Source organism: Archangium sp., assembly GCF_057119385.1.
In genome coordinates, this window is record NZ_DBNGVP010000183.1 from 151,077 (window position 1) to 173,882 (window position 22,806).

Here is a 22,806-nt window from a genome sequence, read left to right on the forward strand (position 1 = left end):
CGCGAATGTCGGCGACATTCGCCGACGGCCGTTCCACCCCCTCCCAGACCCGTCCCCACGGAGGTTCTCCTCTGAGGAGCCCTCCTGGGGCGTGTTGGCACGAGGTGTGCTCAAGGATTCCCCGAGCTCGCTGAAAACTCTCGAGCCTCGGAGAACCCACCATGATGCACGCACCTCGTTGGAAGAAGCTGATGTTCGCCGCCAGCCTCGCCGTCCTCCCCGCCTGCGGGATGGAGGCGCCGGACAACCAGGCCCCCACGGAGCCAGGCCAGACGCGGGCCGCGCTCACGACCGGCCCGGCGAGCTGCCAGGACATCAAGACCGCCAATCCCTCCGCGGTGGATGGTGCGTACGTGCTGTTCGTCGGCGGCGACAGGTCCAAGCCCTGGTCGGTCTGGTGCCGCAACATGGCGAGCACTCCCGCCGAGTACCTGTCCCTGCCGTCCACGGGCCCCTCACTCAACTACTCCCAGTACACCGCGGGCTACAACAACGGTGGCGGCACCAACGTGCGCACCCTCTTCACCAAGGTTCGCATCGACCCCACCACCCTGCGCGTGACCACCGGCGACCAGACCTTCTCCACCTCCTCCGGCTACCTCACGCACCCCGTCAATAATCCCGTCACCTCCATGTCCTATGCCGCGGCGATGAACTGCGACTTCGGCAACCCTGGAGTCGGCAACGTCGACCTGCGGGGCACTCCCTTCGCCGCGGCTCCCAACCAGTTCGCGTTGGTCGGCTCCTACCCCTCCGGCGCGGCCACCTACAGCTCGGACAACCAGGTGGTGGACCTGTGGAGCCGGGGGGATTGCAGCTGGATGTCGGTGCAGGGCGCCGACCATCCCTTCAACGGCCGCGGCGCTCAGCTCCAGCTCCAGTACAGGCCGAGCACCCCGGCGAGCTGCCAGGACATCAAGACCGCCCTGCCCTCCGCGGCGGATGGCGAGTACGTGCTGTACGTCAACGGTGAGGCCTCCAAGCCCTGGACGGCCTGGTGCCACAACATGGCGGGCACTCCCGCCGAGTACCTGCCGCTGCCGTCGACGGGCACCTCGGTCAACTTCTCCCAGTACACCGCGGGCTACAACAACGGCGGCGGCACCAACGTGCGGACCCTCTTCTCCAAGGTCCGCATCGACCCCGCCACCCTGCGCGTGAGCACGGGTGACCAGACCTTCTCCACCTCCTCCGGGCTGCTGTGGCACGGGGATGCCGTCACCTCCATGGCCTATGCCGCGGCGATGAACTGCGACTTCGGCAACCCTGGCCTGGGCAACGTGGACCTGCGGGGCACTCCCTTCGCGGTGGCCGCCAACCAGTTCGCCGTGGTCGGATACTACGGCTCGGGTGGGGCCACCTACAGCTCGGACAACCGGGTGGTGGACCTGTGGAACCGCGGCGAGTGCGGCTGGATGTCGGTGCAGGGCGCCGACCACCCCTTCAACGGCCGCGGCGCGCTGTTGCAGCTCCAGTACGCGCCTCCCGCGTAGCCCCCCTCCCGCGGTCAGGGCTTGGATGCCGTCAGGGTGCCGGGATTTCCCTGCCCGACGATGGGCGGTGGCATCTCCCCCAATGCACTGACGCGCAGGTCATACCGGGACTCGCCCGAGTCCCGGGCAATCTCACCGTTCACCGTGAGGATCACGCTCCCCTTCTGGAGATCCACGCGCTCCCAGCGCTCCTGACGCTGGCTCTCCGGCAGGGGCAGGAGCAAGGAGCGCAAGGGGTTCACCCGGTTGAAGAGCCAGAGGCTGCCGCTCTCGTGCTGCTCGTCGGCGAACACGATCTCCAGCTCATCCCCCGGAGCCACCACCAGGAACAGCTCGGGTTGATCCCTTGGCTCCCACGAGCCCTTCCAGTTGACCACCAGCGTGCGGGTGGCCTTGAGCTGCCCCTCTTCGGAGCGGAGCACGGAGGGCCTCTTGAAGTCCCTGGAGATGATCAGTTGATGCTTCGCCACGGTGCTGCTCCTTTCGGCTCCATGAGCCAATTCCTTGCGGCTGACAGGCTTTGCCTCAGGCGTTCCTGGCGCTCAGGCCCAGTTCCTTGAGGCGCCGGTTGAGCGCCTTCTTGGAGACCTCCAGGCGCTGGACCATGGCGTCCAGGTCGCCTCCGCACGCCTGATGGCAGGCGGTGATCTCCTCCGCGCTCAGGGTTCCCGCCCGGCGGATGTTCGGGTGTTTGTCGATGAGATCGTAGATGGAGGAGCGCGGAATCCCGAGCGTGTCCGCCGCCAGTTTGAGATCCCACGCGTGCTGCCGGAGCGCCGCGAGCAGCTCCTCGCCGGTGACCTCGGTGGACTTGCGGCGAGCCACCGCCGTGGGCGCGGGGGCGGCGGGCTTGGGGGCGGGCCCCGTGGCATCCAGCTCCTCGGCGAGCCGCGAGTCCAGTTGGAGGACGGCCTGCCCCCGGCTGCCAATCACCAGCTGACGGGTGATGTTGCGCAACTGCCGGATGTTGCCGGGCCAGGCGTAGCGCAGCAGGCGCACCGCGAGCGGTGCCGGCAACCACGGCTCGGCATAGGGATCTTTCGGCGTCAGGCGGTGGGCCTCGCCAATGGTCTCCAGCTCCTCCCGGGCGAAGTGCTGGAACAGCATCCCGAGGTCCTCGCGGCGCTCGCGCAGGGGCGGCAGCCGGATCTCATAACCGGCCAGGCGATGCAGCAGCGGCGCCTTGAAGCGCCCCTCGCGGATGTGCTCCTCCAGGTTGGCATCGGTCGCGGCGATCAGCCGGACATCCGTCTTGATGGGGGCATGCCCGCCCACCGGGTACAGCTCGCCGGTCTCCAGCACCCGGAGCAGCATCACCTGCACCTCCGGGGGCGCCTCGCCCACCTCGTCGAGGAACAGGGTGCCGCCCTGGGCCGCCCGGAAGAAGCCCTCGCGGTCCTGCGTGGCGCCCGAATAGGCGCCCTTCTTCACGCCGAACAGCTCGGCGGCCGCCAGCTCCTTGGGGATGGAGCCCAGGTTCACGCTGAGGAAGGGGCGCTCCTTGCGCGGGCTGTGCTGGTGGATGGCCCGGGCCACCAGCTCCTTGCCCGTTCCCGTCTCTCCCCGGACCAGCACCGGGACATGGAGGTCGGCGATGCGCTGGATGTGCTCGCGCACGCGCCGGATGCCCGGGCTCTCGCCCACCATGCCCAGCGTGTCCCCGGACGCCCGCGCCCCGCCCGCGTCCTGGTGCAGCAGCAACACCACGCGCCCCGAGAGCTCCAACGGCACGCCCACCGCCAGCTCCTCCGGGGTGAACTCACGGCTCGTCACGAGCTGCCCGTCCACCACCACCCGGGTTCCGCCCTCGCCCACGCGCAGCCGGAGCCGCCCCCCTGCTCCCGGTGAGAACACGAGGGGCGTCCGGCTCACGAAAGGGTCCGACAGGGGCTGCCCGAAGGTCTCTCCAGGCCGGGTGAAGTTCGGGCCGTTGCGAGACAGGGACACCTCGCGGCCGGCCGCGACTCCCTCCAGCAGGAGCCGCTCTCCCGCCCGGGTGGCCGTGGGATGGGACAGGACGGTCAGCACCGGTACCCCCTGCTCGGCGGAGGCGGGGGCGCGCTGCTCGTGGCCGATGGCGGTGGAGACTTCGGCGACCAGTGGGGGGGACTGGGACTCGCGAGGGTCGGAACGGGACATCGCGCGCGACTGTAGCATTTCCCTCCCAGGGCCCATCCCACGAGGAAACGGAGATGCGTCTCCGCCGCCGCGCAATGGTTTTCGCGCGGCTTCGTCCTATGTGCTCCCGGCGCCGGGTCCGGCGTGCTGCTCCAGAACCCCCTCGAGGGGATGGAAAACAGGAGTTCATCCGAATGAAGAAGCCTCTCTCGCAAGTGCTGTCCGTCCGCCTTGTCGTGCCCTGCATGGCGCTCCTCTGGGGAGCCGGGTGCGGCCCGACCGAGGACGAGTCCAGGATGGGCGAAGTGCCGCCCGAGCAGTCGCTGCTCCAGGAGGAGCAGAAGCTCACGAAAACCTACACGCTGACCTGGCCGAACAATCAGGCCACCGGCGACTGCGGGTTCGGGAACATCGCCGCGGGCAACCAGGACCCCAGGAACGGGTACGCCTCGGGGCGGTACGAAGAGCCCATCACCCTCGGAGGACTGGCGGGCCAACGCATCACCTCGTTGCGGCTGAGCAGCACCAACAGCACCACGTTCAAGTACGACGATGTGATGCTGCTCAACTACGGCAGCTACATCCTCATGAGCAGCGACCGGCGCGTGGCGGCGTACTCCAACGCCCCGAACGCGCTGGGCACCGACCCGGTGCCGTACGTGTGGTCCAAGATCCTCAACCAACCCATCGACAACCAGACCCTGCAACCGGCCTGGTGCAGCTCGGGCGCCACGGGAGCGGACTGTACGGTGCCGGTGACGGAGACGGCCGGGAGCATGAATGTCTACCTCAGTGACTTCACGAAAACGGACGAGGCGGCCTACCCCACCCTCCCCGACGCGCGCACCTTCCAGCTCGTCACCCTGGGGGACGACGAACCGGCCATCGACTGCCGCCATGGAGACATCACGCTGACGGTGACCGTGGAGATCTGCGTTCCCCAGCCCGAGGTCTGTGATGGCAAGGACAACGACTGCGACAAGCTCATCGACGAGGACCTCGCGCCCCTGAGCTGCGGCGTGGGAGCCTGCCGCCGGACGGCGCCGGCCTGCGTCAACGGCGCGCCGGGCACCTGCACGCCGGGCACCCCCAATCCCGAGACCCGTGACAACATCGACAACGACTGCGATGGCCACGTCGATGAGAACTTCATCACCAGTGTCCCCAACTCCACCCTGACCGCGCTCACCAACTGTACGGGCGCGGACATGGACTCCACCGTCGGATACAGCCGCACCTGCATCGCCGCCGCCCGCCGCCACTGCAACAGTCTGGGATGGGAGGGCGGAACCATCGTCGAGCGCACCTCCACCACCGCGTATCTCGCCTGCTTCCGCGCCAAGGGGTTCTTCATTCCGGTCTCCGACCTGACCGCCATCAACCCTGGGTGCACGGTGGACAACGTCATCACCACGCCCGAGTACTCCAAAGCGTGCACCTCGGCGGCCCACCGCTACTGCGCCAGCAAGGGCTACACGGGCGGACTGCCTCAGGAGTTCGGTGGGGGCAACATCTACGTCAACTGCATCGATCAGCCGTCGAACCGCGGTTACTTCAGCAATGTAGACAACGCCGTATGGGGTGCGAGGACGGGCTGCAACACCGCGCCCCTGGCCGGGCCGGATTCCTCCAAGGCCTGTCGCGCGGCGGCTCACCGCTGGTGCTACTACGACAACGGGGCCATCTCCGGGGTGCCCGTGGACCTGGGCACCAGCGCGTCCAACCTCGCGTGCATCTACCTCTGAGGCGTACGAGGTGAGCGCGGCGCGTGTGCGCCAGACTGTGCGAGGTGCCTGAGGCCTGGCGGGGCCCGTGCCCGGGGCGGCGAGGCGGGGTGTGGAGCCCCGCCCCGCCGCGGGACCGCTCAGCCGTTGCCGTTATTCGACGAGTTCGCGGCGGTGTAGGCGCCCCACGCCGCGTAGCCACCGACCAGGTGGAACGCCGTGAGTCCGTAGGAGACCTTGGCGGTGGTGCTCTTGGCGCTCTTCAGCGCGTTGTTGACGAAGTCGGTGGTCTTGGTGGTGTTCTCCGCGGACACGCCGAGGAGGCTCATGGCCGGGCCGAAGTCGTTCTTGATCACGTCGCCGATGCCGAACGGCAGACCCGAGCCGGCTCCGATTCCCGAGGCCAGCGCCAGGCCCTGGTACAACGGCTGGTGCTCGAGCGCGTTGGTGAGGACCTGCGCGACATCCCCGGTGCCGGCGCCCACCAGGGTGTTGGCGGCGAGCTTGAACAGGATCCGACCCAGGGGGTTCCACTTGTCGATCCCCTCCGTCACCACTTTGAGGCCCACGAAGCCGGAGAAGGCTCCGTACAACATGCCGCTGATGAATCCCGAGAACATCGCGTCGCCGAAGCCCTTGCCGGTCAACTTCCCGCCCGGGGCGATGTCGTACTGGAGCCCGGACATGCCCATGCTGAACATGGTGTTGGTGAGCAGCTGCCAACCGAAGTTCGCCACGGAGGTCGCCAGGTCCGAGGAGCCAGCGGCGCCGGAAGCCGCGGGCGCGGCCGCCGAGCCGAGATCCGCGGCGGCCTGAGTGCTGCTGATCCCCGCCTCGGCGCCTGACGACGCACCGGTGGCCAGCTCGCTGCTGGCGGCGGCCGACTCGGTGCCCGCCCCCACCGCGGAGCTGGCCGCCACGCCACCTCCCTCGGTGGCCGCCGCCCCCGCCTGCGAGCCGGCGATGCTGGTGGCGCCGGTCGCGGTTTCCTCGGCGAGCAGTCCCGTCTCCAGGGGGGCGATGGCCGCGTCCGACGCGCCGAAGGTGACGAAGCTGAGCAGGAAGCTGGAGATCACCACGCCCGCCATTCCCACGCCAATGCCCACGCGCGCCCAGGTGGAGGTGTTGCCCGTGGGGTCCGTCATCATCAGCGGGTTGTTGCCGACGAAGCAGTACGGGCTCGGCGCCTGGCGGGCCATGTCCATCGAGAGGAAGCGGCGCAACTCGGGCGAGTAGAGCCGGGCGTTGAAGTTGTACAGCCCGGTCTCCGCATCCAGCTCCTGGCCCATGAACAGGAAGGGAATGACGTCCAGGTGGGAGCCGGACGCCCCCGCCAGCGAGCCGAACGGGCGGTAGTTGTACTGGGCGACGAGCGCGTTCTGGTCATCCACCACGGCCCAGACGGTGTGCGCGTAGTCGCGCAGCGGGAAGTACCGCTTGTCGCTGACGGCGGCCACCAGCCCCGTGGGCCCGTACACGAAGAGGGACCACTGCGTGCCGGACACCCGCGCCAGCGGCTGGATGGACAGGCCGTTGAAGTAGACGAAGGACGACGAGGACGCGCTGCTCACCTGCTTCACCACGCGCTGCCCCTGGCCACCGTAGGCCAGCCGCACCTGGGCCGGGTCGTTGCCGGCAACGGTGATGCCGCGGGTGAGGTTGAACGCCGGCTCGTAGTCGAGCGCCAGCGTCTCGCTCTTCAGCAAGCGGCCGTCCGCGCCCCAGGTGAAGCCGGAGGTGGGCGCTCCATTCACCGACTGCGTCTGGAGCTGGTTGGTGCCCGGCGCGTAGGTGAACGTGTACGGGACACCGTCCTGGGTGATGGACCAGATGTTGCCGTTGGCGTCGTACTGCCCGACGGACTCGTTGCCCGGTTGCCCGCCCGCGACGGTGGCGCTCACCAGCCGGCTCTGGCCGTCGTAGGCGTACGTCGCGTCGTTCTGGGCCGCGGGCTCGCCGAACGCGAGGTTCAGCGACCGGGTCTGGATGGAGCCGTCCGCGAAGAAGGTGTACCCGAGCGAGAACGACGGCTGCTCGTTCCCCTTCACCGTGACCGCGTGAGTCGAGAGCCACCCGGGCGACGCGTACTCGTAGATGCCCTGCAGCGTGCCGCCGTTGCGCAGCTCCTGCGACACGTCGCCATCCGGCGTGTAGACGTACGCCGCGAGGTCCGTGGCCCCCGCCGAGGTGCCGATGCCGATGGCGCGCCCCTTCTCGTCGTACGAGTAGAAGACGTCGGAGACCGGCCCGCCCGCGGGGTAGGTCACCCGCACGATGGCATCGAGGTTGTCGTAGCCGTACGTCACGGTGCCGCGCTGGCCCTCGGTGGCGAGCGTCATCGTCGAGGTGCGCCCGGTGGTGTCGTAGGTGAACGTCTCGGTCACCGTGATGGCGCTGGCGGTGCTGCCCGTGGGGGCCTGAGTGACCGTGACCACCGACACCTTCTGGCCGATGGGCAGCGGATCGTCGCCGTCGCCGTCGTAGGCATGGGTCCGCGTCACGGTGCGCGCCACCGAGGCGTCGGGCCACTGCGGCGTGACGGCATGAGCGGCGAGCCGGGCGGGATCCCACGCTTGTGGCACCGTCCCCTCCTCCAGGATGCGGCCGAGGGCGTCGTACTTGTAATAGACGAACCAGGTCTGGCCGGCGTCGAGCGCGGGCTGGGCGAAGCGCAGGTTCATCGCCGGGTCGTAGATGAGCGAGGTCGTCCCGCTGTCGGGATCGGTCCTCGCGGTGGTGCGGCCGAGCGGATCCTGCACGACGGAGGACGTGAAGGCGGCCGGGTTGCCCTGGGGGCTGGTGGTGAAGGCGTTGGGCTGGCTCAGGTTCAGCGTGGAGCTGCCGCCAGGCAGGGTGGTGGCCGGGCTGGAGCCGGCGAAGGAGACGGTGCTCTGGCCCTGTCCCACCACCGCTCCGGTGGCATCGCTGAGCGCGGAGGCGATCTTCCGGCCGGTGGTGTCGCGCAGGCTCACCGACTGGTTCTTCATCTGGCTGATGAGGGTGTCGCTGCTGAAATCCCCCGCCGGGAGGTTGAACGACGAGCCGGAGTTGGCGCCGTAGGCGAACTGGATGGTTTCCCGCTCCAGCGGAGAGGTGGTGTCGACGTCATGCACCGCGAACGGCTGGCCGGGCAGGCCCTGCTCGAGGCGGCGGTTGCGCGTGGAGGCCTCGAAGCGGTACCCGTAATAGGGATAGCCGCCGTCATCGGACCGCTTCACCGGCCCGTCCGTCTGTCCCCGGTAGTAGTCCGCGATGTCACCGGTCATCTCCCAGGTGCTGTCCATCGCATCGAGGAAGCCCTGCACGTCGACGAAGGTCGGGCTGTAGGTCAGCACCGGCTGAGAGGCGCCGCCGCCGAAGCTCGCCGGCATGGTGCGGGTGACCGCCACGGTCCGGTTGAGCGCATCGAGGATGACCGCCGAGAGGAGGGCGTCGTCGCCCAGCAGTTGTTGGTTCTGCCGGTTCTGGCCGGTGGCGTCGTCATAGGTGAGCCCCACGCGTGGCCCCGCCATCATCGACAGGTTGCGCAACGAGAGGCCGTTGGGCCCGGTGGAGAAGGCCACCGTACCGGTGTCGCCGGCCGTCACCTTCGCGCTGAACAGCAGCTGGCCGTCGCCGAAGAAGACGACGACACCGCTGCCCATCACCAGCAGCCACTGCCGCGGGAGCTGGGGTGGGCTCGCCAGCGGCGCCTGGACGGTGCCGCCGCCCGGCGCGGTGAAGCTGAACCCCGAGGACGGCTCGTACGCGATGCGGTAGCCGGAGCCGAAGGTGACACCGAGCGCGCCCGACAACGTCCCGGCCGGCTGCACCTCGAAGAAGAGCGCCGCCGTCTCCGGCGAGCCCCCCGTGAAGCCCCGCCATGTCAGCGTGTCGCTGGTGGAGCCGGTGTGGGTCAGCGCACCGTTGGCGCGGCTCCAGGCCGATGGGGAGCCGGTGGCCTGCCAGCGCGCCCGCCACTCGTCGCCGTTGAGGAACGTCTCGAGGCTGCCGCCCTCGGCCACGCCCACCGCCAGGTTGGTGTTGGGGCTGGCGCAATCGAAGGCGTCCCGCGCATTGCCCTCGCGCGAGAGGAACTCCTGGGTGAGCTGTTTCACCTGCTCCACGGGGCCAACGGTCGCCACCGTCCGGTTGAAGGCGTCGTACCGCATCCGGAGGGTGCGCCCGGACGCGCTCAGGGTGGCGGTGGTGAGGTGCGAGCCCGGGTCGTACGTGCGGGCGGCGAGGCGGCCCGTCAGCGGCGCGACGAAGACGTCATCCAGCAGCACCGCGGACTGGGACGGGTTCGCCGCCTGGACGGAGAGCGCGATGGACGAGGTGCCCGCCGTCAGCGGAATGCCGAGCGTGCGGTAGGCCCACGTCCCGCCGGTGTCCGCGAAGGCGGCGGTCAGCGGAGTCCCCGCCACGCCGTCCACCGACACGGTGACGGAGAAGCCCGCGCCGGTGACGGGGGTGAAGCCCGCCGGCGTCTTGTACCAGAAGCCCAACAGGTAGGTCTGGCTCACGTTCGGCGGCGTCAGTCGTGCCGAGAGGCTTGCGCCACCGCCCGCCGGGAGGCTCAGGCTGCTCTGGCCGGTGTGCGCGTCGCCGGTGACGGTCCGCGTGCCCTGCGCCGTCCACCCGCCGCCGCCTTCATACGGCTCGAAGCCGCAGTAGGCGCAGCCGCCGCCGAGGAACGAGGCGTTGTTGAAGACGGCGACCGGGAAGGTGTCGTCCGTACCGTAGAGGGTAGACATCGGCACGCCGAGCCCGTCCCACTGCTCGACGGTCTGGCCGAACGGAGTGCGCGCCACCACCCGCCTGGACAGGAGCCACCCGTCCGGCGCCGTGCCGGGGGAGTAGCCGTTGAACGGGAACGGCACGCCCGCGGGTCCCACCCAGGAGAAGTCCGCCTCCTTGCCGGGCACGAGCACGTTCGCCCCGAGCGCGCTGGGGAAGCTCCGGTAGGTGGTGGCGGTGCCCTTGGCGGGGATCGCCTCACCCGTCCCGCGCGTCCAGGTGGTCACCGACTGGGCCACGTCGTTGAGGAGGTGCAGCGCGCGCATCGGCCCGGAGATGGCCGGGTTGTCCACCTCGTAGCCGTACTGGCTGGTGGCGATGAACGTCTCGGCCGCGCCGGTGCCGCCCACCGTCCGGGTGGTGGTGGCCACCGGCTGGCCCGAGTAGGGCGCGGTGAAGCCCTCGGGCACGTACGCGGTCTGCTGGCTGCTGGTGACGCCGTCCTCCACCTTGGTCTGCTGGAGCTGGACCACGAAGCCGCCGCGCAGGTTCAGCGGCTGGGCGGAGCCGTCCACGGGCTCGCTCGCGCGCTGGATGTAGACGTGCCAGTCGTTCGTCGTCTTCGTCAGGATGTTGCCCTGGTTGTCGAGGACGTCCACCTCGGCCAGCAGGCCGTCCAGCATGTTGTAGAAGTCCGCGCCGGTGCGGATCCCCAGGCCGTTCAAGTAGCGGTTCACCACCGAGCCGAACACCGGCCTCGAGGGGTCCGCGGTGCCCGGGTAGACGGTGGAGGTGAAGTACTTCACGACGTCACCCGACGGATCGCACGCCGCATTCGACGGATCCGGCACGTAGCTGTGCGGCGAGGGCGCGTCGAACCCGTCGTCCACGGTGAGGCCGGTGACCGCGTAGTGGAGGAGCTCGCCCTCGATGGCCTCACCGGCGTAGCGGTGGAGGATGATCTGCGTGGCCTGGTTGAAGCCGCTGGCGGTGCTCGGGTAACCGGCGAACGCGCTCGGGCCGCCAGCGGCGGTGCCGGGGCCGCCGCCGCCCGGCTCGGACGGGGTGGACATGCGCTCATCCGAGAGCGGCTGGGCCGCGCCGGACACCTGGCCGTTCATCAGGACGGTGGCCGCCACCTGGTTACCGGTGGCGCCCTGGGTGTCGAAGACGAAGTACGACAGGAACCGCGGCGCCTCGTTCACCACCGCCTGCGAGTTGAGGACGAAGCGGTTGGTGGCGCCGAGCGACTGGTTGACCAGCGCCTGCACGTCCGCGGTGGGGCTGCCCGCCATCACGCCATCCCAGTGGGTGGCGCTGCCGCGGAAGTAGAGGAACTGCCCCAGCACGCAGTAGTCCTCCGCGCCCGCCGACGGCCAGTTCGCCGTCTTCGAATTCTGCGGCGGCACGGGCAGTGATTGCGCGGGGGTGACGGGAGCGCGGGTCCAACCCTGGGTGTCCGTGTCGGGGTCGAACGAAAGCACCTTGGCGGCGGGCGCCCCTACCCCATTGCCGTCCGCGACGATCTGGAGCGCGTAGTCCGGGCCGTAGGCGTACCGCTGCTGGCGGCCGGACTGCGGATTGCCGTTGTACAGGCCGGAGTTGACCAGCCAGGTCTGACCGTTGAAGCGCAGCACGCGCGCGGCGGCCGCCACCAGCGTGTTGGAGATGACGACGGGAACCCACGGGGTGGGGAACGCGCCGCTGGGCTCCTGGCGATCCGAGAAGGAGAATTGGGCCGGCGGAGACTGGAGGCCGTACGCCGCGTCCCACTGCAGGAAGTGGAGGGTGTAGCTGAGCTGCTGGCTGTTCTGCCCGGTGAGGTTGGCGGCGATGACGAAGGAGTCGCTCGGCACCAGCGTGATGCGCGAGAGGTCCTGCACCGAGAAGTCCGGGATCGACACCGTCCTGGGCCCGTTCCACACGAGCGCTGGATCCAGGAAGTACAGCGAGGCGGTCCCGCGCTGATCGAGCAGCAGGTAGTACTCGTTGCGCGCCATGCCCCAGGCGAAGGCCGGGAGCGTGAACGACTCGCGCGTCCACGCGTTCGTCGTCCAGCGCCAGGTGACGCGGTCGTACGAGTACTTGCCGTGGATCTCATCCATCAGCGTCACCAGCAGGAAGGTGTCCCCGCCCGAGAGGACCGCGGTGGCGCTGGTGGTCGTGTAGCTCAGGGCCGGCGTGTTGACGCCGGTGGTGGTGCCGTTCAGCGTGGCAGGCACCCACTGGCCCGGCCGCGCGACATCCTTCTGGAAGATGTAGACGTCGGTCTCGTTCACCCGCTCGAAGGACAGGGCGAAGAACTCGCCGCTGGGGACGACCTCAAGCGTCGACAGGTCCAGCCCCGCGCTGTCGTTGAACAACACGGTGTCCGGGGTGAGCGACCAGGACTCCCAGCGCCCCAGCCAGGTGTAGACCTGCATGGACAGCTTGCCGCTCGCCGCGCTGTACCAGGTGGTCACCGCGTAGTCCTCGCCGAAGAAGACGCGCGGGGTGGAGCCGGCGAAGCCTGGATCCGACGGCTGCGGGACGGCGTAGGTGCGGTCACAGATGTCCAGCGACTGCTTCGTGTACGAGTACGTGGCGGCGCCGCCCTGCGGGTAGGTGATCGACTTGAGCGCCCCGGGGCTGGACGCCGTATTGGAGGAGGCCGGAGAGTCGAAGTAGTAGTCGAAGACGATTCCCGGCAGGCTGTCGTTGAACGCATTGGACAGCACGACGCGGGTGAGGATCCGCTTGCAGGTGTCGCCGAACAGCGCGCCGGTGTGGGTGGTCACGTTGGCCACCGGGCTGCCCGCCACGCCGCCCGCGGGCTGCTTCGGCTGGTAGAGGAGCTTCAGGCTGAAGAGCGTGGAGCCGTCCAGCCCCTTCACCACGATGTTGTCCAGGTACCGCGTCTCGTAGCGGTCCTGGTACGCGTTGGGCGTGTTGTCCGGGACGGCCTTGTGCGGGTCCGCGTACTCGCGCGCGCTCTCGGGCGTCGCGTTGCTCCACAGCTTGTCCTCGTAGTTGAAGGTGAGGGTGCGGCCGAACACGTCGGTGATGCCGGTGAGGTAGCAGGCCTTGGTGTACGGCAGCCCGCCGGCACCCACCTGCTGCTCGACGTCCGGGATCAGCCCCGCGCTGTTCCGGTCCCAGCCGTTGTAGCTGTAGCGGATGGAGTCGCCCCAGGGCGTCATCGCGCTCACCAGGTGCCACGCGCGCGCGTACTGCCCCTGCCCCTGCGTGAGGTTGCTGTCCCCTTCCCAGATCGCCTCGGGCTGGCCGGTCTCCGCGTTCGGCACGTACCAGCGCACGCCCCACTCGATGCTGTTGCCGGCGGAGGTGGCGTAGCCCCGCGGCGTGTCCGGGCCCCGGCCGCCGAAGGACATCTTCTGGCCCGACTCGTTGATGACGACCCAGCGCTCGTACGGCGCGTAATAGAGGATCTTCCAGAACTGGTAGTTGACGAGCTGGAACGACTCGCCGCCGTCGTAGGCGTCCAGGCCGCCGCCGTCGAGCTGGAGGTTGAACAGCTGCTGGTTGTCGTCATCGGCGATGGCCCACTGCGTGGACGACACCGCCGTCACCTTCGCGGTCGTTGCGAGCGCGATGCCGTTGCTGGCGAACCGCGCCACCACGTCCGCGGACACCGTGCCGCCCGAGAGCCCACTGGAGAGCGACGACGGCATGGAGAACAGGAACGGCGTCTCCGGCTCCCGCGCCAGCGCGGCAGGCGAGCCGCCGCTGACGTACTGGTACGTGCGCGTGCCCGGCGTCACGGAGCCGCTGTCGTCGAGCTGGATGGACGTCGTCGGCAGGCTCCACCCGAGCCCCACCACGCCGGTGGGGTTGTCCCGGTTCCAGGTCTGCCCATCCCGGAAGACGTTGCTCTGGTAGAGCAGCGCCACCGTCACGTCCATGCCATCGCCCGAGACGCGCCCCGGCATCGAGAACAGGGTCTGGGTGAAGTTGATGTCACCCCGGAAGAGGTTGACGCTGCTCTTCAGGTTGCCGAAGGCGCTGGAGTCGAACTGGAACGTGCGGATGGACGGGATCTGCGAGTCGGAAGCCATGGATGCTCCAGGAAGGAGGGCAAACGAAAGCGCCCGCCACCACCCCGGCAACGGGCGCTGGGGGCGGAGCGGGCGGTGAGGCAACGGCGGCCGGGGGAGCGTCCGCTACGCCGGAATGCCGACGACGATGATGCTGCAGCTGCTCTTGTTGTTGTTTTGGATGTTGCCGCTCTTGTCCGCCATCCAGGCCTGGACGCCCGTGGTCTGGACCTGGGTGTTGTCGCCGGTGTCGACCCAGACCTTGTCCGGCCCGGCACCGAGGCGATACACGTGGTGATCGTCCTGAGCCGCGAACTGGACCTGGAAGCCGGTGATGAAGGTCACCGCGTCCTTGACCGGGGTTCCCATCGGAATCGTCCGGACCTGCGGGCTCTGGTCCGAGTACGGCACGACGACGAAGCCCGGCTGGGAGGTGGAGCTGGCGATGAGCAGGCCGCTGGCGGACTGGGTCGAGGCGAAGTGCCCACTGTCGTCCTTCATGTTCGCAGTCGCGGTGATGAAGCCCACGCTGCCGTTCTGCTGGGAGCCCACCGACGCCTGGAGGAACTGGACGTGGTGGTCGTCATCGGAGTACGCGAAGTTGAAACCCGCGAGCGCCGCCTGGAGGATGGGCTCGCTGGAGTCCGGGAGGTTGATGCCATCGCTCCTCCCACCGTTGGCGACACTCACCGCCGGGTTGAGCAGCACCGCGTTGGTCGAGGCGCCCGTCCAGGCGATCACGGTGACGGTCACGTACGAGTTCTGCAGGTTGATCTGATTGCCGCTCGAATCGGACATGATCGCCGTCACCGAGACGGTCACCTTCTGGCTCGACGGTCTGTTCGAGGTGAGGTTGAGGCTCAACTGCTCGATGTGGTGGTCGTCATTGCCGTAGCTGAACTGGAACGACGCGATGCCCGCCACGTACTGCGAGATCTCGCTGTTGAAGTTGAACTCCGAGGGCGTCGCGCTGTTCATCGAGACGTTCTTGCTCTGGATTTCCAGGCCCATGTCTGCTCCTTGCGAGGGGATTGGCGGCACGCTTCCGCGCGCTCACCGGGGGTGAACCAACATTCGCTCCCGGCGAAAAGAGCACAGTTGGGGGTGAAAGAACCATTTCCCGCCGGTTTTTCGAGACCCCCGTCGAAGCCGGCGCGGTGGGCGCCGAGGTTCAGTTCCATTGCTCGCGCTGCGCCATGCGCTGTTCGGTCTTCCCCCGAGACGTGAAGACACGCCGCGAGGCCCTGCATCGGCCGCAACCGGGCTCACCCCGGCTTCGCATGACGGGATGGATCCAGTGAAGACAGCTCACTCCCGTGAAACTGAAATCCTGACATCCTCGTGAGCTGCTGAAGTCTGGTTGATTCAGCCAGGGCTTGCCCGACCTCCAGACCTGTACTGCTTTAAAACGCATCACGCACATCACATGTGCAGACAAGTGCACGACAAGTTGAGTGCCACCTGATATTTGGGGGCCCGCTGAACCTGGGAGCGCGTCCTCGCGAGAGTCCGGCATGGAAATGCCAGATCCGCAGGGAAAAGAGGGGACCCGTGACGCAACAGCAACGGCTGGGAAAATACGAATTGGTGCGAAAGCTCGCCGCGGGAGGCATGGCCGAGGTGTTCCTCGCCAAGGCCGCCGGCCCCATGGGTTTCGAGAAGACCCTGGTCGTCAAGCGCATCCTGCCCGAGCTGGCCGCGGAACCCGACTTCGTCCAGATGTTCCTGTCCGAGGCCAAGCTCGCCGCCCGGCTCACGCACCCGAACATCGTGCAGATCTTCGACTTCGGCGAGGCCGAGGGCACCTACTTCCTGGCCATGGAGTACATCGACGGGCCGAGCCTGCGCACGCTCATCAAGCGCGCCGCGGCCCAGGGACAGCCCCTGCCCGCAACGGTGTGCGCCCGGATCATCTCCCTCGCCTGCGAGGGGTTGGCCTTCGCCCACGACTTCACCGATCCCGACACGGGTGAAGCACGAGGCCTCATCCACCGCGACGTCAGCCCGGACAACATCCTGCTGTCCCGGCAGGGCGCGGTGAAGGTGGTGGACTTCGGCATCGCCAAGGCCGCCGGGCAGAGCCACAAGACGGAGAGCGGTGTCGTCAAGGGCAAGCTCCCGTACATGCCGCCCGAACAACTGCGCGCGAAGCCGTTGGATCGACGCGCGGACGTGTACGCGCTCGGCGTGGTGCTCTACGAGCTGCTCACGGGCCAGCGGCCGTACGCCTCGGAGTCGGAGGCCGGGCTGATGCAGGCCATCCTCTTCGAGCCGCACACCCCGGCGGCCGAGCTCCGTCCGGATCTTCCCTTTCCGCTGCGGCGTATCCTCAACAAGGTCCTCGCCAAGGATCGCGATCAACGCTACGCGGACTGCCACGCCTTCCAGGCCGAGCTGGAGAAGTTCATCGTCTCCGCCGGTGCGCCCGTGACGATGCAGCAGGTGGCGCATCTCATCAACCGCGCCAACACGAGCCCGGGGGATGAGCTCCCCGTGACGAAGGGGCCGCTCAAGACGCCCACGCCCGTCCCCCCGGGCCTCACCCGGAAGCGCTCCTCCGCGCCCACGACCGAGGCGGCAACGGCGAATCACCGCGCCCCCCAGGCCCCGAAGCAGGAGGAGCAGAGGGCCGCCGGCACCCCCGTGACGGCCCCGGTTCGGCCCCGACGGCCGTCCGGACCCATCGTGCTCCAGACCGCCAATCATCGGGTTCCCCAGCAGCAGGCGGCGGGCTTCCCGGGTGGGGAGCCGGGCATGTCGCGCCCCGGCATGCCGAAGTCGGCGAGCCGGCCCGTGATGCCGTCGTGGGCGCTTGCCTCGTTGGCGCTCCTGAGCATCGCCACGGGGAGCTGCGTGCCGAACACCGCGCCGCTGACCGACCCAGCGACGAAGTCACCCGAGCAGGCGGAGAAAGAGCCACTCGAGCAGGTGGTGCAGCATTCACCTATGCAGGTGGTCCAGCAACCCCTCACCCCCGTCCCTCCGCCCGCGCCCAAGGCCAGGGGAAAGGGAACCCTGGAGCTGCGCGTCTATCCCTACGCCACCGTCTTCGTGGATGGCATCAAGAAGGGACACACCCCCATGAAGCCCCTGGAGTTGCCCGCGGGGCTCCACTTCGTGAAGTTCGTCCACCCGGACAGGACGATCGAGCGCGAGGTGGACGTCAAAGCCGGGCAGGACAACCTCCTCAAGATCGACATGCTCGAGGAGTGAGGAGAGCGAGCCCTCCACGGCTCCACCCCAGGAACCGTGGAGGGTGGAACGTCAGTGCCACCTGCTCTGCCAGGCATCGATGTCGCGCGAGGCGGCTTGCAATGTCTCGCTGGAGAAGGCCTCCCGAACCTTCTTGCCCAGGTGCAGCAGCTCCGTCCGCGCGGTGAACCTGTTCGCGGTCTCGACCCCAGGGAGTTGATTCTGGAGCAGCAGCAGGCGCCGCATGAGCCGCTCGCAGTCGGGAGCAACAGCCGCCCGGCACCCGAGGAGACTCGCCGGCTCTTCATCGGCTGAGGCGGGGGGCTCGGGGAGGGCCACATCCTGGTCCTCGTCGCCGAGCTCCCAGCGCTCTTCTGGCACCAGGGACTTCACGTGAGTCCAATCCGAGTTGAACGGATAGAGGGAGTACTCCCTGGCGAACTGGTCGATCTCCTGAATGACGCGGACCCATTCCGTGGGCGAGCTCGCTTTCGAAACCTGGGCCTTGAATTCCGACAAGCGCCCCGCCACCGCGCCCCCCTGAATGCCTCGCACGCACAGCATCTGGTTCATCATGGCCAGGCGCCACAACTGCTGTGCTTGCAAGGTCCTGCCATTGGGAATGATGTGCCCGGTCGGGCAATTCGATGAAGCCCCGGGAGAAGGCTTCTGCCTGGCGTCCGGGGGCGTGGGGGTGCTCGTCTCCAGCAGCGCCTTTTTCCGGACGGTCTCGAAGTGGCTCTCGATCTTGGGCGAAACCGGCTCGGGAAGCTTCGCCTCGGGCCGGATCAGCAGCGCCATCTCGAAAGCATCTCCGGACTCCACGAACCGTCCCACCTCATACAAGAGGATTCCCTCGTAGAGGGACAAGGCCAGCAACTCGGGCGTGTCCAACGGGCTCTGACGCGCGAGCCCGATGAGCTCGAGGGCCTTCTCGTACTCGCCGTTCCGGCGGGCCTGGCGGATCGTTCCAATGGTGATCTTGGGAACGACCACCTCCTGCTTCTTGGCGTCGTCAGCCCCCTCCTTCCTGGTGTCTTCAGCAGCCTCCTTCTTCTTGACGTCGACAGGCGCTTCTCCCGCCGCGTACGCGGAAGAGAGCGGAGTCCAGCAAGCGAGGAATAGGACGGGAATGATTCTCTTTTGGAACATGGCACACACGGAATGGAGCATCTGGGCGAGGACTGGCTTTATCCCAGATTGAAGGCCAAGGAAACTCGCGGACCGAGGTGGAGCCAGCTCACGCGGGGATGGCGCGGAGGGGCAGCGCCACCGGCCCGCGAAGCCCGATGGAGTGGTTCCACTTCAGCTCCCCCGGGGCGAGGACGAAGCCCTGGCAGCGGGAGAAGAGCTCCTCCAGGCCGATGCGGGCCTCCATCCGGGCCAGGGGCGCGCCCAGGCAGAAGTGCACGCCATAGCCAAAGGCGATGTGCTGCTGCGTGCGGCGCTCCAACACCAGCTCATCGGCCCGCTCGAACACCCGCTCGTCCCGGTTGGCCGAGCCCACCATCAGCGCCACGGGCGCGTACGCCGGCAGCTTCACCCCGCCCAGCTCCACCTCGGCGCGAAGCATCGAAGAGGCCCCGCCCCCGAGTCAATCCAGGAGGCCCGAAGACGTCTACATGAACAGCCGGGGGATCATCTGCCCGTAGTCGGCGAAGACGCGAGCGGACGACTTGTTCTGCATGTTCTGGACGGCGGCTCGCACATCCGCATCGGCCGTCAAACCATTCACATCCGCCTTCAGGCGAGCCAGGTGCGCGGCATAGGCCGTCGAGACCCACCACGCGTAGGCGGGCCCCCAGCCACGCGCGTCCTTGGTCGCCAGGATGGAGGAGATGTCCATGAGCCAGCAGTCGATCAGGTCCGGCAGATCCTGGGCGGAGAATGAGTCCGCGTCATTGCGGCGATAGAGGGCGATGATCTCCGCGAACTCGATCATCAGCCCGCGATAGTAATTGTACCGGGCGTAACCGTAACAGCTGGCGAAGATGTGATCGGGCTGCTTCGCGTCACTGGGGGTGTAGGACCAGTTCGTCGCGGCGTCCTGGACCTTCAAGGAGAAGTCCTTGATGCGCTCCTCGCTGTTCTGGCGGCTTCGCGCGATGGCCTGGACCGCGTGGGTGATCGGACGCTCCACCAGCCCCCGCAGCTGGCTGACCGGCTGGATGCGCAACGCATGGTCCGCCATGTAGTGCGCGCCGACCTCGTGGCACAGCATGCCCACGATGTACCCGGCCGTGTAGTTCCTGAAGAACCACTCCGCGATCTCGATCAGCAGGCTGCCCTGCGGATTGACGTACTGCGGATCGTAGATGCTCGCCGGGTTGTACTCCGTGGTGGTCGTGTTGATCAGACACGCCGAATTCCGGGCGATGAAGCCGTTGAGGCTGGCGCTATCATCGAGCATCGTCTTCAGCCGGTCCGCCTTGACCTGATTGAGCCTTTGCAACGCGGTGATATCGATTCTCATGATAAGGAATGCCCCTGTTCCGAAGGACGGCGATGGCCCTGTGCCGTACGAGCCTATTTCCGGGGCGGACGGAGCGTCAACGCAGCGCGCGAAGGCATTCCGCCTTGACACGGTAAAGCCCGGGCTCGATCGTCTGGCGCTGACCTCCGCCGGCCGGCTCGCGGACCCCTGGCGCGACCGCGACGCTCCCGCCTGGCGGGCGGCGCTGCGTCTCGGGCCGCCAGGCGACTTCGCCTGGCGCTCACCGTCAGAGCAGCGAAGCCTGCTCGCGAAGCGGGCGCTCACACCTCGAGCAGCATGAAGCGCTGGTCGGGGTGCATCTTCGTCATGAGGGGCATCGCCACGTTGTAGACGGGGATGCCGCTCTTCGTCTTTCCAGCCGGCGCGCCATGGTGCGCGTGCCCGTGGAAGACGGCCTCCGCGCCGTAGTGGTCCACCGGCATCGCCAGGCGGCTCGTCCCGAGGAAGGGGCGGATCTCGATGTTCTCCCCTTCCAGCGTCTCCGGCACCGGGGCGTAGTGCATGATGACCACCTTCTTCGGCGTATCCAGGTGGCTGAGCGCCGCCTCCAGCTTCAGCGACTCGTGTACCGCCTCCTGCACGAAGGACTTCGTCTGTCCCTCGCCGAAGGCCTGCAGCGTCGCGTTGCCGAAGCCTCCGCCGAAGCCCTTCACCCCCGCCACGCCCAGCACCTTCTCGAAGATGAAGTGGTCCCCATCAAGGATGTGGACGCCCACCCTCGACAGCTCACCGCAGATCTCCTTGGCCTGGTTGTGCTCGTAGTCATGGTTGCCGAGCACCGCCGCCACCGGCACCCGCAGCGCCGAGAGTTCCTCGGCGAGCACCTTGCCCTCCTCCACCATGCCCCGGTCCGTCAAATCTCCGCACAGGAGCAGCACGTCCGCTTCCGCGTTGACCTGCTTGACGAGCTGACGGAAGCGGCCGTGTTGATCCTCGCGGCAGTGCAGGTCACCGACCGCCGCCAAGCGTATTTTCGAGTTCGCGTCCCGCGCCACGTGCCTCCCCCTTCTCTCGATCTCGTTCATCCCAGGACCGGCCATCGCCGTAGCCCCAGTGATGGATGTCCACCGCGTAGTTCACCCGCGAGATGAGATTCCCGCGGCACAGCCGCTCGTCCCAGTTGCCTTCCTTGAGCGTGTCCAGCGTGCGCGACATCAGCTCCGTCATCAGCCACGTGGGCACCAGGTCCCGCTCGCACGGGTAGGCGAAGCGGAACATCATCAGGTGGCTGAGCAGCACCTCCCAGTACCGGTCGAAGCGCCGCAGCAGCCGCTCCCAGTCCATCCCCCTCCCCATCTTGAGGATGAGGTGGTTGATGTCCGCGCCGTCGTAGCGCTCGCGCTCGTTCACGAAGGCCTTGGACCAGATGGTCTCCTCGGCCGGCGCGATGAGGCACGGGTGGCCGAACACGGAGGCCGTCCTCGCGTGGACGAACCACTCGTCGTCCACGGTGGCCACCCCGTTGCCCGAGGAGAAGATGAAGTCCACGAAGTACTCGCCCTTGTAGGCCTTGTAGATCCACACCTCGTCCGCGCGCTCGGTGCGCCAGCCGTCCTTCTCCAGCTCCACCAGCGCCCGTTCCGCGTCCCGCTTGCGGGGGAAGAGGTCCAGGTCCTTGGTGTCGCGATAGATGCCCGTATAGGTGGAGTAGGCGTAGGCGCCGCCGACCAGGAACGGCACGCCGGCGTCCAGCAACACCTCGATGGCCCGGCCACGGGCGTTGATCTCGTCCGTGGTGCGGTTCCTCTCGGCGAGCGAGGCGTCGATTCCCATCTCCCCGGGGTGGTTGGGGTGTCGCTTTTCCATGGGCCAAACCTAGGAACGGGTCCTTTTTCTCGTCGGAGCCCCCGTCCGGTATGCCTGGAGGGCGGCCAGGGGACTTCCAACCCCCTGGAATCCCTGGGTTTTGCTCGAACCGAAAATCGCCTTTTCTGTTTTTGGACCCTGCTGTGTCCCTACGGGCAGATGACCCGCACCGGACGCGAAGGCCGGGCGGACAACCGAGAGGGAACGAACATGACGCTGCGCAAGAGCCTGCTGATCTCCGCCCTGATGCTCGCGGGCTGTGGCCGGATGGACCGGGAGACGGAGTTCCGCTCCGTGCTGCCCACGAAGGAGCTGGTGGAGGTGAAGACGCCGGAGAAGAGCGGCCAGGGGCTCACGTCCGCGGAGGCCGTGCACGCCCAGGGCAAGGGCGACCTGAGCGAGATGTACAAGCTGACGCGGGCCACGACGGTGCTGGTCAACGGCGGCACGCTGTGGGTGCTGGGGCTGGTGGACAAGGTGACGCAGTACCCGCCCACCACGCTCACCCAGGACACCGCGGTGTGGGGCCCGTACACCGAGGCGCTCGCGCGCAACACGTGGAAGCTCACCGTGAAGAAGACGGGCGAGCAGACCTACAGCTACACGGTGTCGGCGAAGGCGAAGGAGGCACAGGACTCGGCCTTCGTGGACGTCATCACCGGCACCCATACCGCCGCGGTGGACGAGGCGGGCGAGCCCGTGAGGGGCTTCGGCACGGGCGAGTTCACGCTCGACTGGGACAAGCAGGCGACGCTGCCCGAGCACGACGCGAACGTGGGCCGCTTCACGGTGAAGTACGCGCGCCAGGACGACACGAGCGCCGCCACGGTGGACGCGGCGTTCCGCCAGGTGCGTGACGAGAACGACGCCAGCAAGCGCGTGGACGCGGACTACCGCTACGCCGCCACGCCTGGCCAGGGCGGCCAGTTCGACTTCAAGCTCGTCCAGGACTGGTACAAGGCGGAGGGCTCGGACAAGAAGGAGACCCTCACCATCAAGAGCCGCTGGCTGGAGACGGGCGCCGGCCGCTCGGACGTGGAGCTGTCGGGCGGGGACCTGGGCGCGGAGAAGGGCCACGCCAGCGAGTGCTGGGACCCGGCCTTCGCCAGCCGCTACCTGTATGCCAGCTACACCCTGCCCCAGGTGCAGTACGGCGCCGAGGCCACCGACTGCGTCTTCGCCACGGCCAGCTACTCCTCGTTGTAAGCTCGCCGCCCTTCAACCCG

The 22,806-nt window shown here is 68.1% G+C and carries 13 protein-coding genes; 4 read left to right on the plus strand and 9 right to left on the minus strand.

Features of this window, described 5'->3' with window-relative positions; all coding sequences use genetic code 11:
• The first annotated feature begins 161 nt into the window (after window positions 1–161).
• Window positions 162–1,493, plus strand: a complete 1,332-nt coding sequence (locus AC16DP_RS43140; protein WP_329730377.1) for a GON domain-containing protein — start codon at window positions 162–164, stop codon at window positions 1,491–1,493.
• A gap of 14 nt (window positions 1,494–1,507) precedes the next feature.
• Here AC16DP_RS43140 and AC16DP_RS43145 read toward each other — a convergent pair whose 3' ends face one another.
• Both AC16DP_RS43145 and AC16DP_RS43150 read right to left on the minus strand, forming a co-directional pair.
• Window positions 1,508–1,963 carry a hypothetical protein gene (locus AC16DP_RS43145; RefSeq protein WP_329730376.1) on the minus strand — a complete coding sequence of 152 codons (456 nt, stop codon included), beginning with the start codon at window positions 1,961–1,963 and terminating at the stop codon, window positions 1,508–1,510.
• Between the two features lie 55 nt (window positions 1,964–2,018).
• Window positions 2,019–3,632, minus strand: coding sequence for a sigma-54 dependent transcriptional regulator (locus tag AC16DP_RS43150; RefSeq protein ID WP_329730375.1), 1,614 nt, complete (start codon window positions 3,630–3,632; stop codon window positions 2,019–2,021).
• 173 nt (window positions 3,633–3,805) lie between these two features.
• Here AC16DP_RS43150 and AC16DP_RS43155 point away from each other — a divergent pair, with 173 nt between their 5' ends.
• Window positions 3,806–5,356: a MopE-related protein gene (locus AC16DP_RS43155; protein ID WP_329730374.1), complete on the plus strand. Its 1,551-nt coding sequence runs from the start codon at window positions 3,806–3,808 to the stop codon at window positions 5,354–5,356.
• 119 nt (window positions 5,357–5,475) lie between these two features.
• Here the strand turns inward: AC16DP_RS43155 and AC16DP_RS43160 are convergent, their stop codons facing one another.
• Window positions 5,476–14,109 carry an RHS repeat domain-containing protein gene (locus AC16DP_RS43160; RefSeq protein ID WP_329730373.1) on the minus strand — a complete coding sequence of 2,878 codons (8,634 nt, stop codon included), beginning with the start codon at window positions 14,107–14,109 and terminating at the stop codon, window positions 5,476–5,478.
• Between the two features lie 105 nt (window positions 14,110–14,214).
• Window positions 14,215–15,099 (minus strand): hypothetical protein, encoded by an 885-nt coding sequence (locus AC16DP_RS43165; RefSeq protein WP_329730372.1) that lies wholly within the window; start codon window positions 15,097–15,099, stop codon window positions 14,215–14,217.
• A gap of 600 nt (window positions 15,100–15,699) precedes the next feature.
• Between AC16DP_RS43165 and AC16DP_RS43170 the strand changes: the two genes are divergently transcribed.
• The gene (locus AC16DP_RS43170) at window positions 15,700–17,301 is read left to right on the plus strand and encodes a serine/threonine protein kinase (protein WP_414640746.1); all 1,602 of its coding nucleotides are present in this window, start codon (window positions 15,700–15,702) and stop codon (window positions 17,299–17,301) included.
• Window positions 17,302–17,352: 51 nt separating this feature from the next.
• Here the strand turns inward: AC16DP_RS43170 and AC16DP_RS43175 are convergent, their stop codons facing one another.
• From AC16DP_RS43175 to AC16DP_RS43195, 5 genes are all read right to left on the minus strand, one after another.
• Complete coding sequence (locus AC16DP_RS43175) at window positions 17,353–18,276, minus strand: hypothetical protein (RefSeq protein WP_329730370.1); 924 nt, start codon at window positions 18,274–18,276, stop codon at window positions 17,353–17,355.
• Between the two features lie 244 nt (window positions 18,277–18,520).
• On the minus strand, window positions 18,521–18,853 hold the full coding sequence (locus tag AC16DP_RS43180; protein WP_329730369.1) for a cytochrome P450: 333 nt from the start codon (window positions 18,851–18,853) through the stop codon (window positions 18,521–18,523).
• Window positions 18,854–18,898: 45 nt separating this feature from the next.
• Window positions 18,899–19,753: a hypothetical protein gene (locus tag AC16DP_RS43185; RefSeq protein ID WP_329730368.1), complete on the minus strand. Its 855-nt coding sequence runs from the start codon at window positions 19,751–19,753 to the stop codon at window positions 18,899–18,901.
• 281 nt (window positions 19,754–20,034) lie between these two features.
• On the minus strand, window positions 20,035–20,739 hold the full coding sequence (locus tag AC16DP_RS43190; protein ID WP_329730367.1) for a metallophosphoesterase family protein: 705 nt from the start codon (window positions 20,737–20,739) through the stop codon (window positions 20,035–20,037).
• Window positions 20,723–21,580: a nucleotidyltransferase family protein gene (locus tag AC16DP_RS43195; protein ID WP_414640744.1), complete on the minus strand. Its 858-nt coding sequence runs from the start codon at window positions 21,578–21,580 to the stop codon at window positions 20,723–20,725. The genes AC16DP_RS43190 and AC16DP_RS43195 overlap by 17 nt, the downstream gene beginning before the upstream one ends.
• Before the next feature lie 210 nt (window positions 21,581–21,790).
• On the opposite strand from AC16DP_RS43195, the gene AC16DP_RS43200 reads away from it, so the two are divergent.
• Window positions 21,791–22,786 (plus strand): hypothetical protein, encoded by a 996-nt coding sequence (locus AC16DP_RS43200; protein WP_329730366.1) that lies wholly within the window; start codon window positions 21,791–21,793, stop codon window positions 22,784–22,786.
• Window positions 22,787–22,806: the final 20 nt, after the last annotated feature.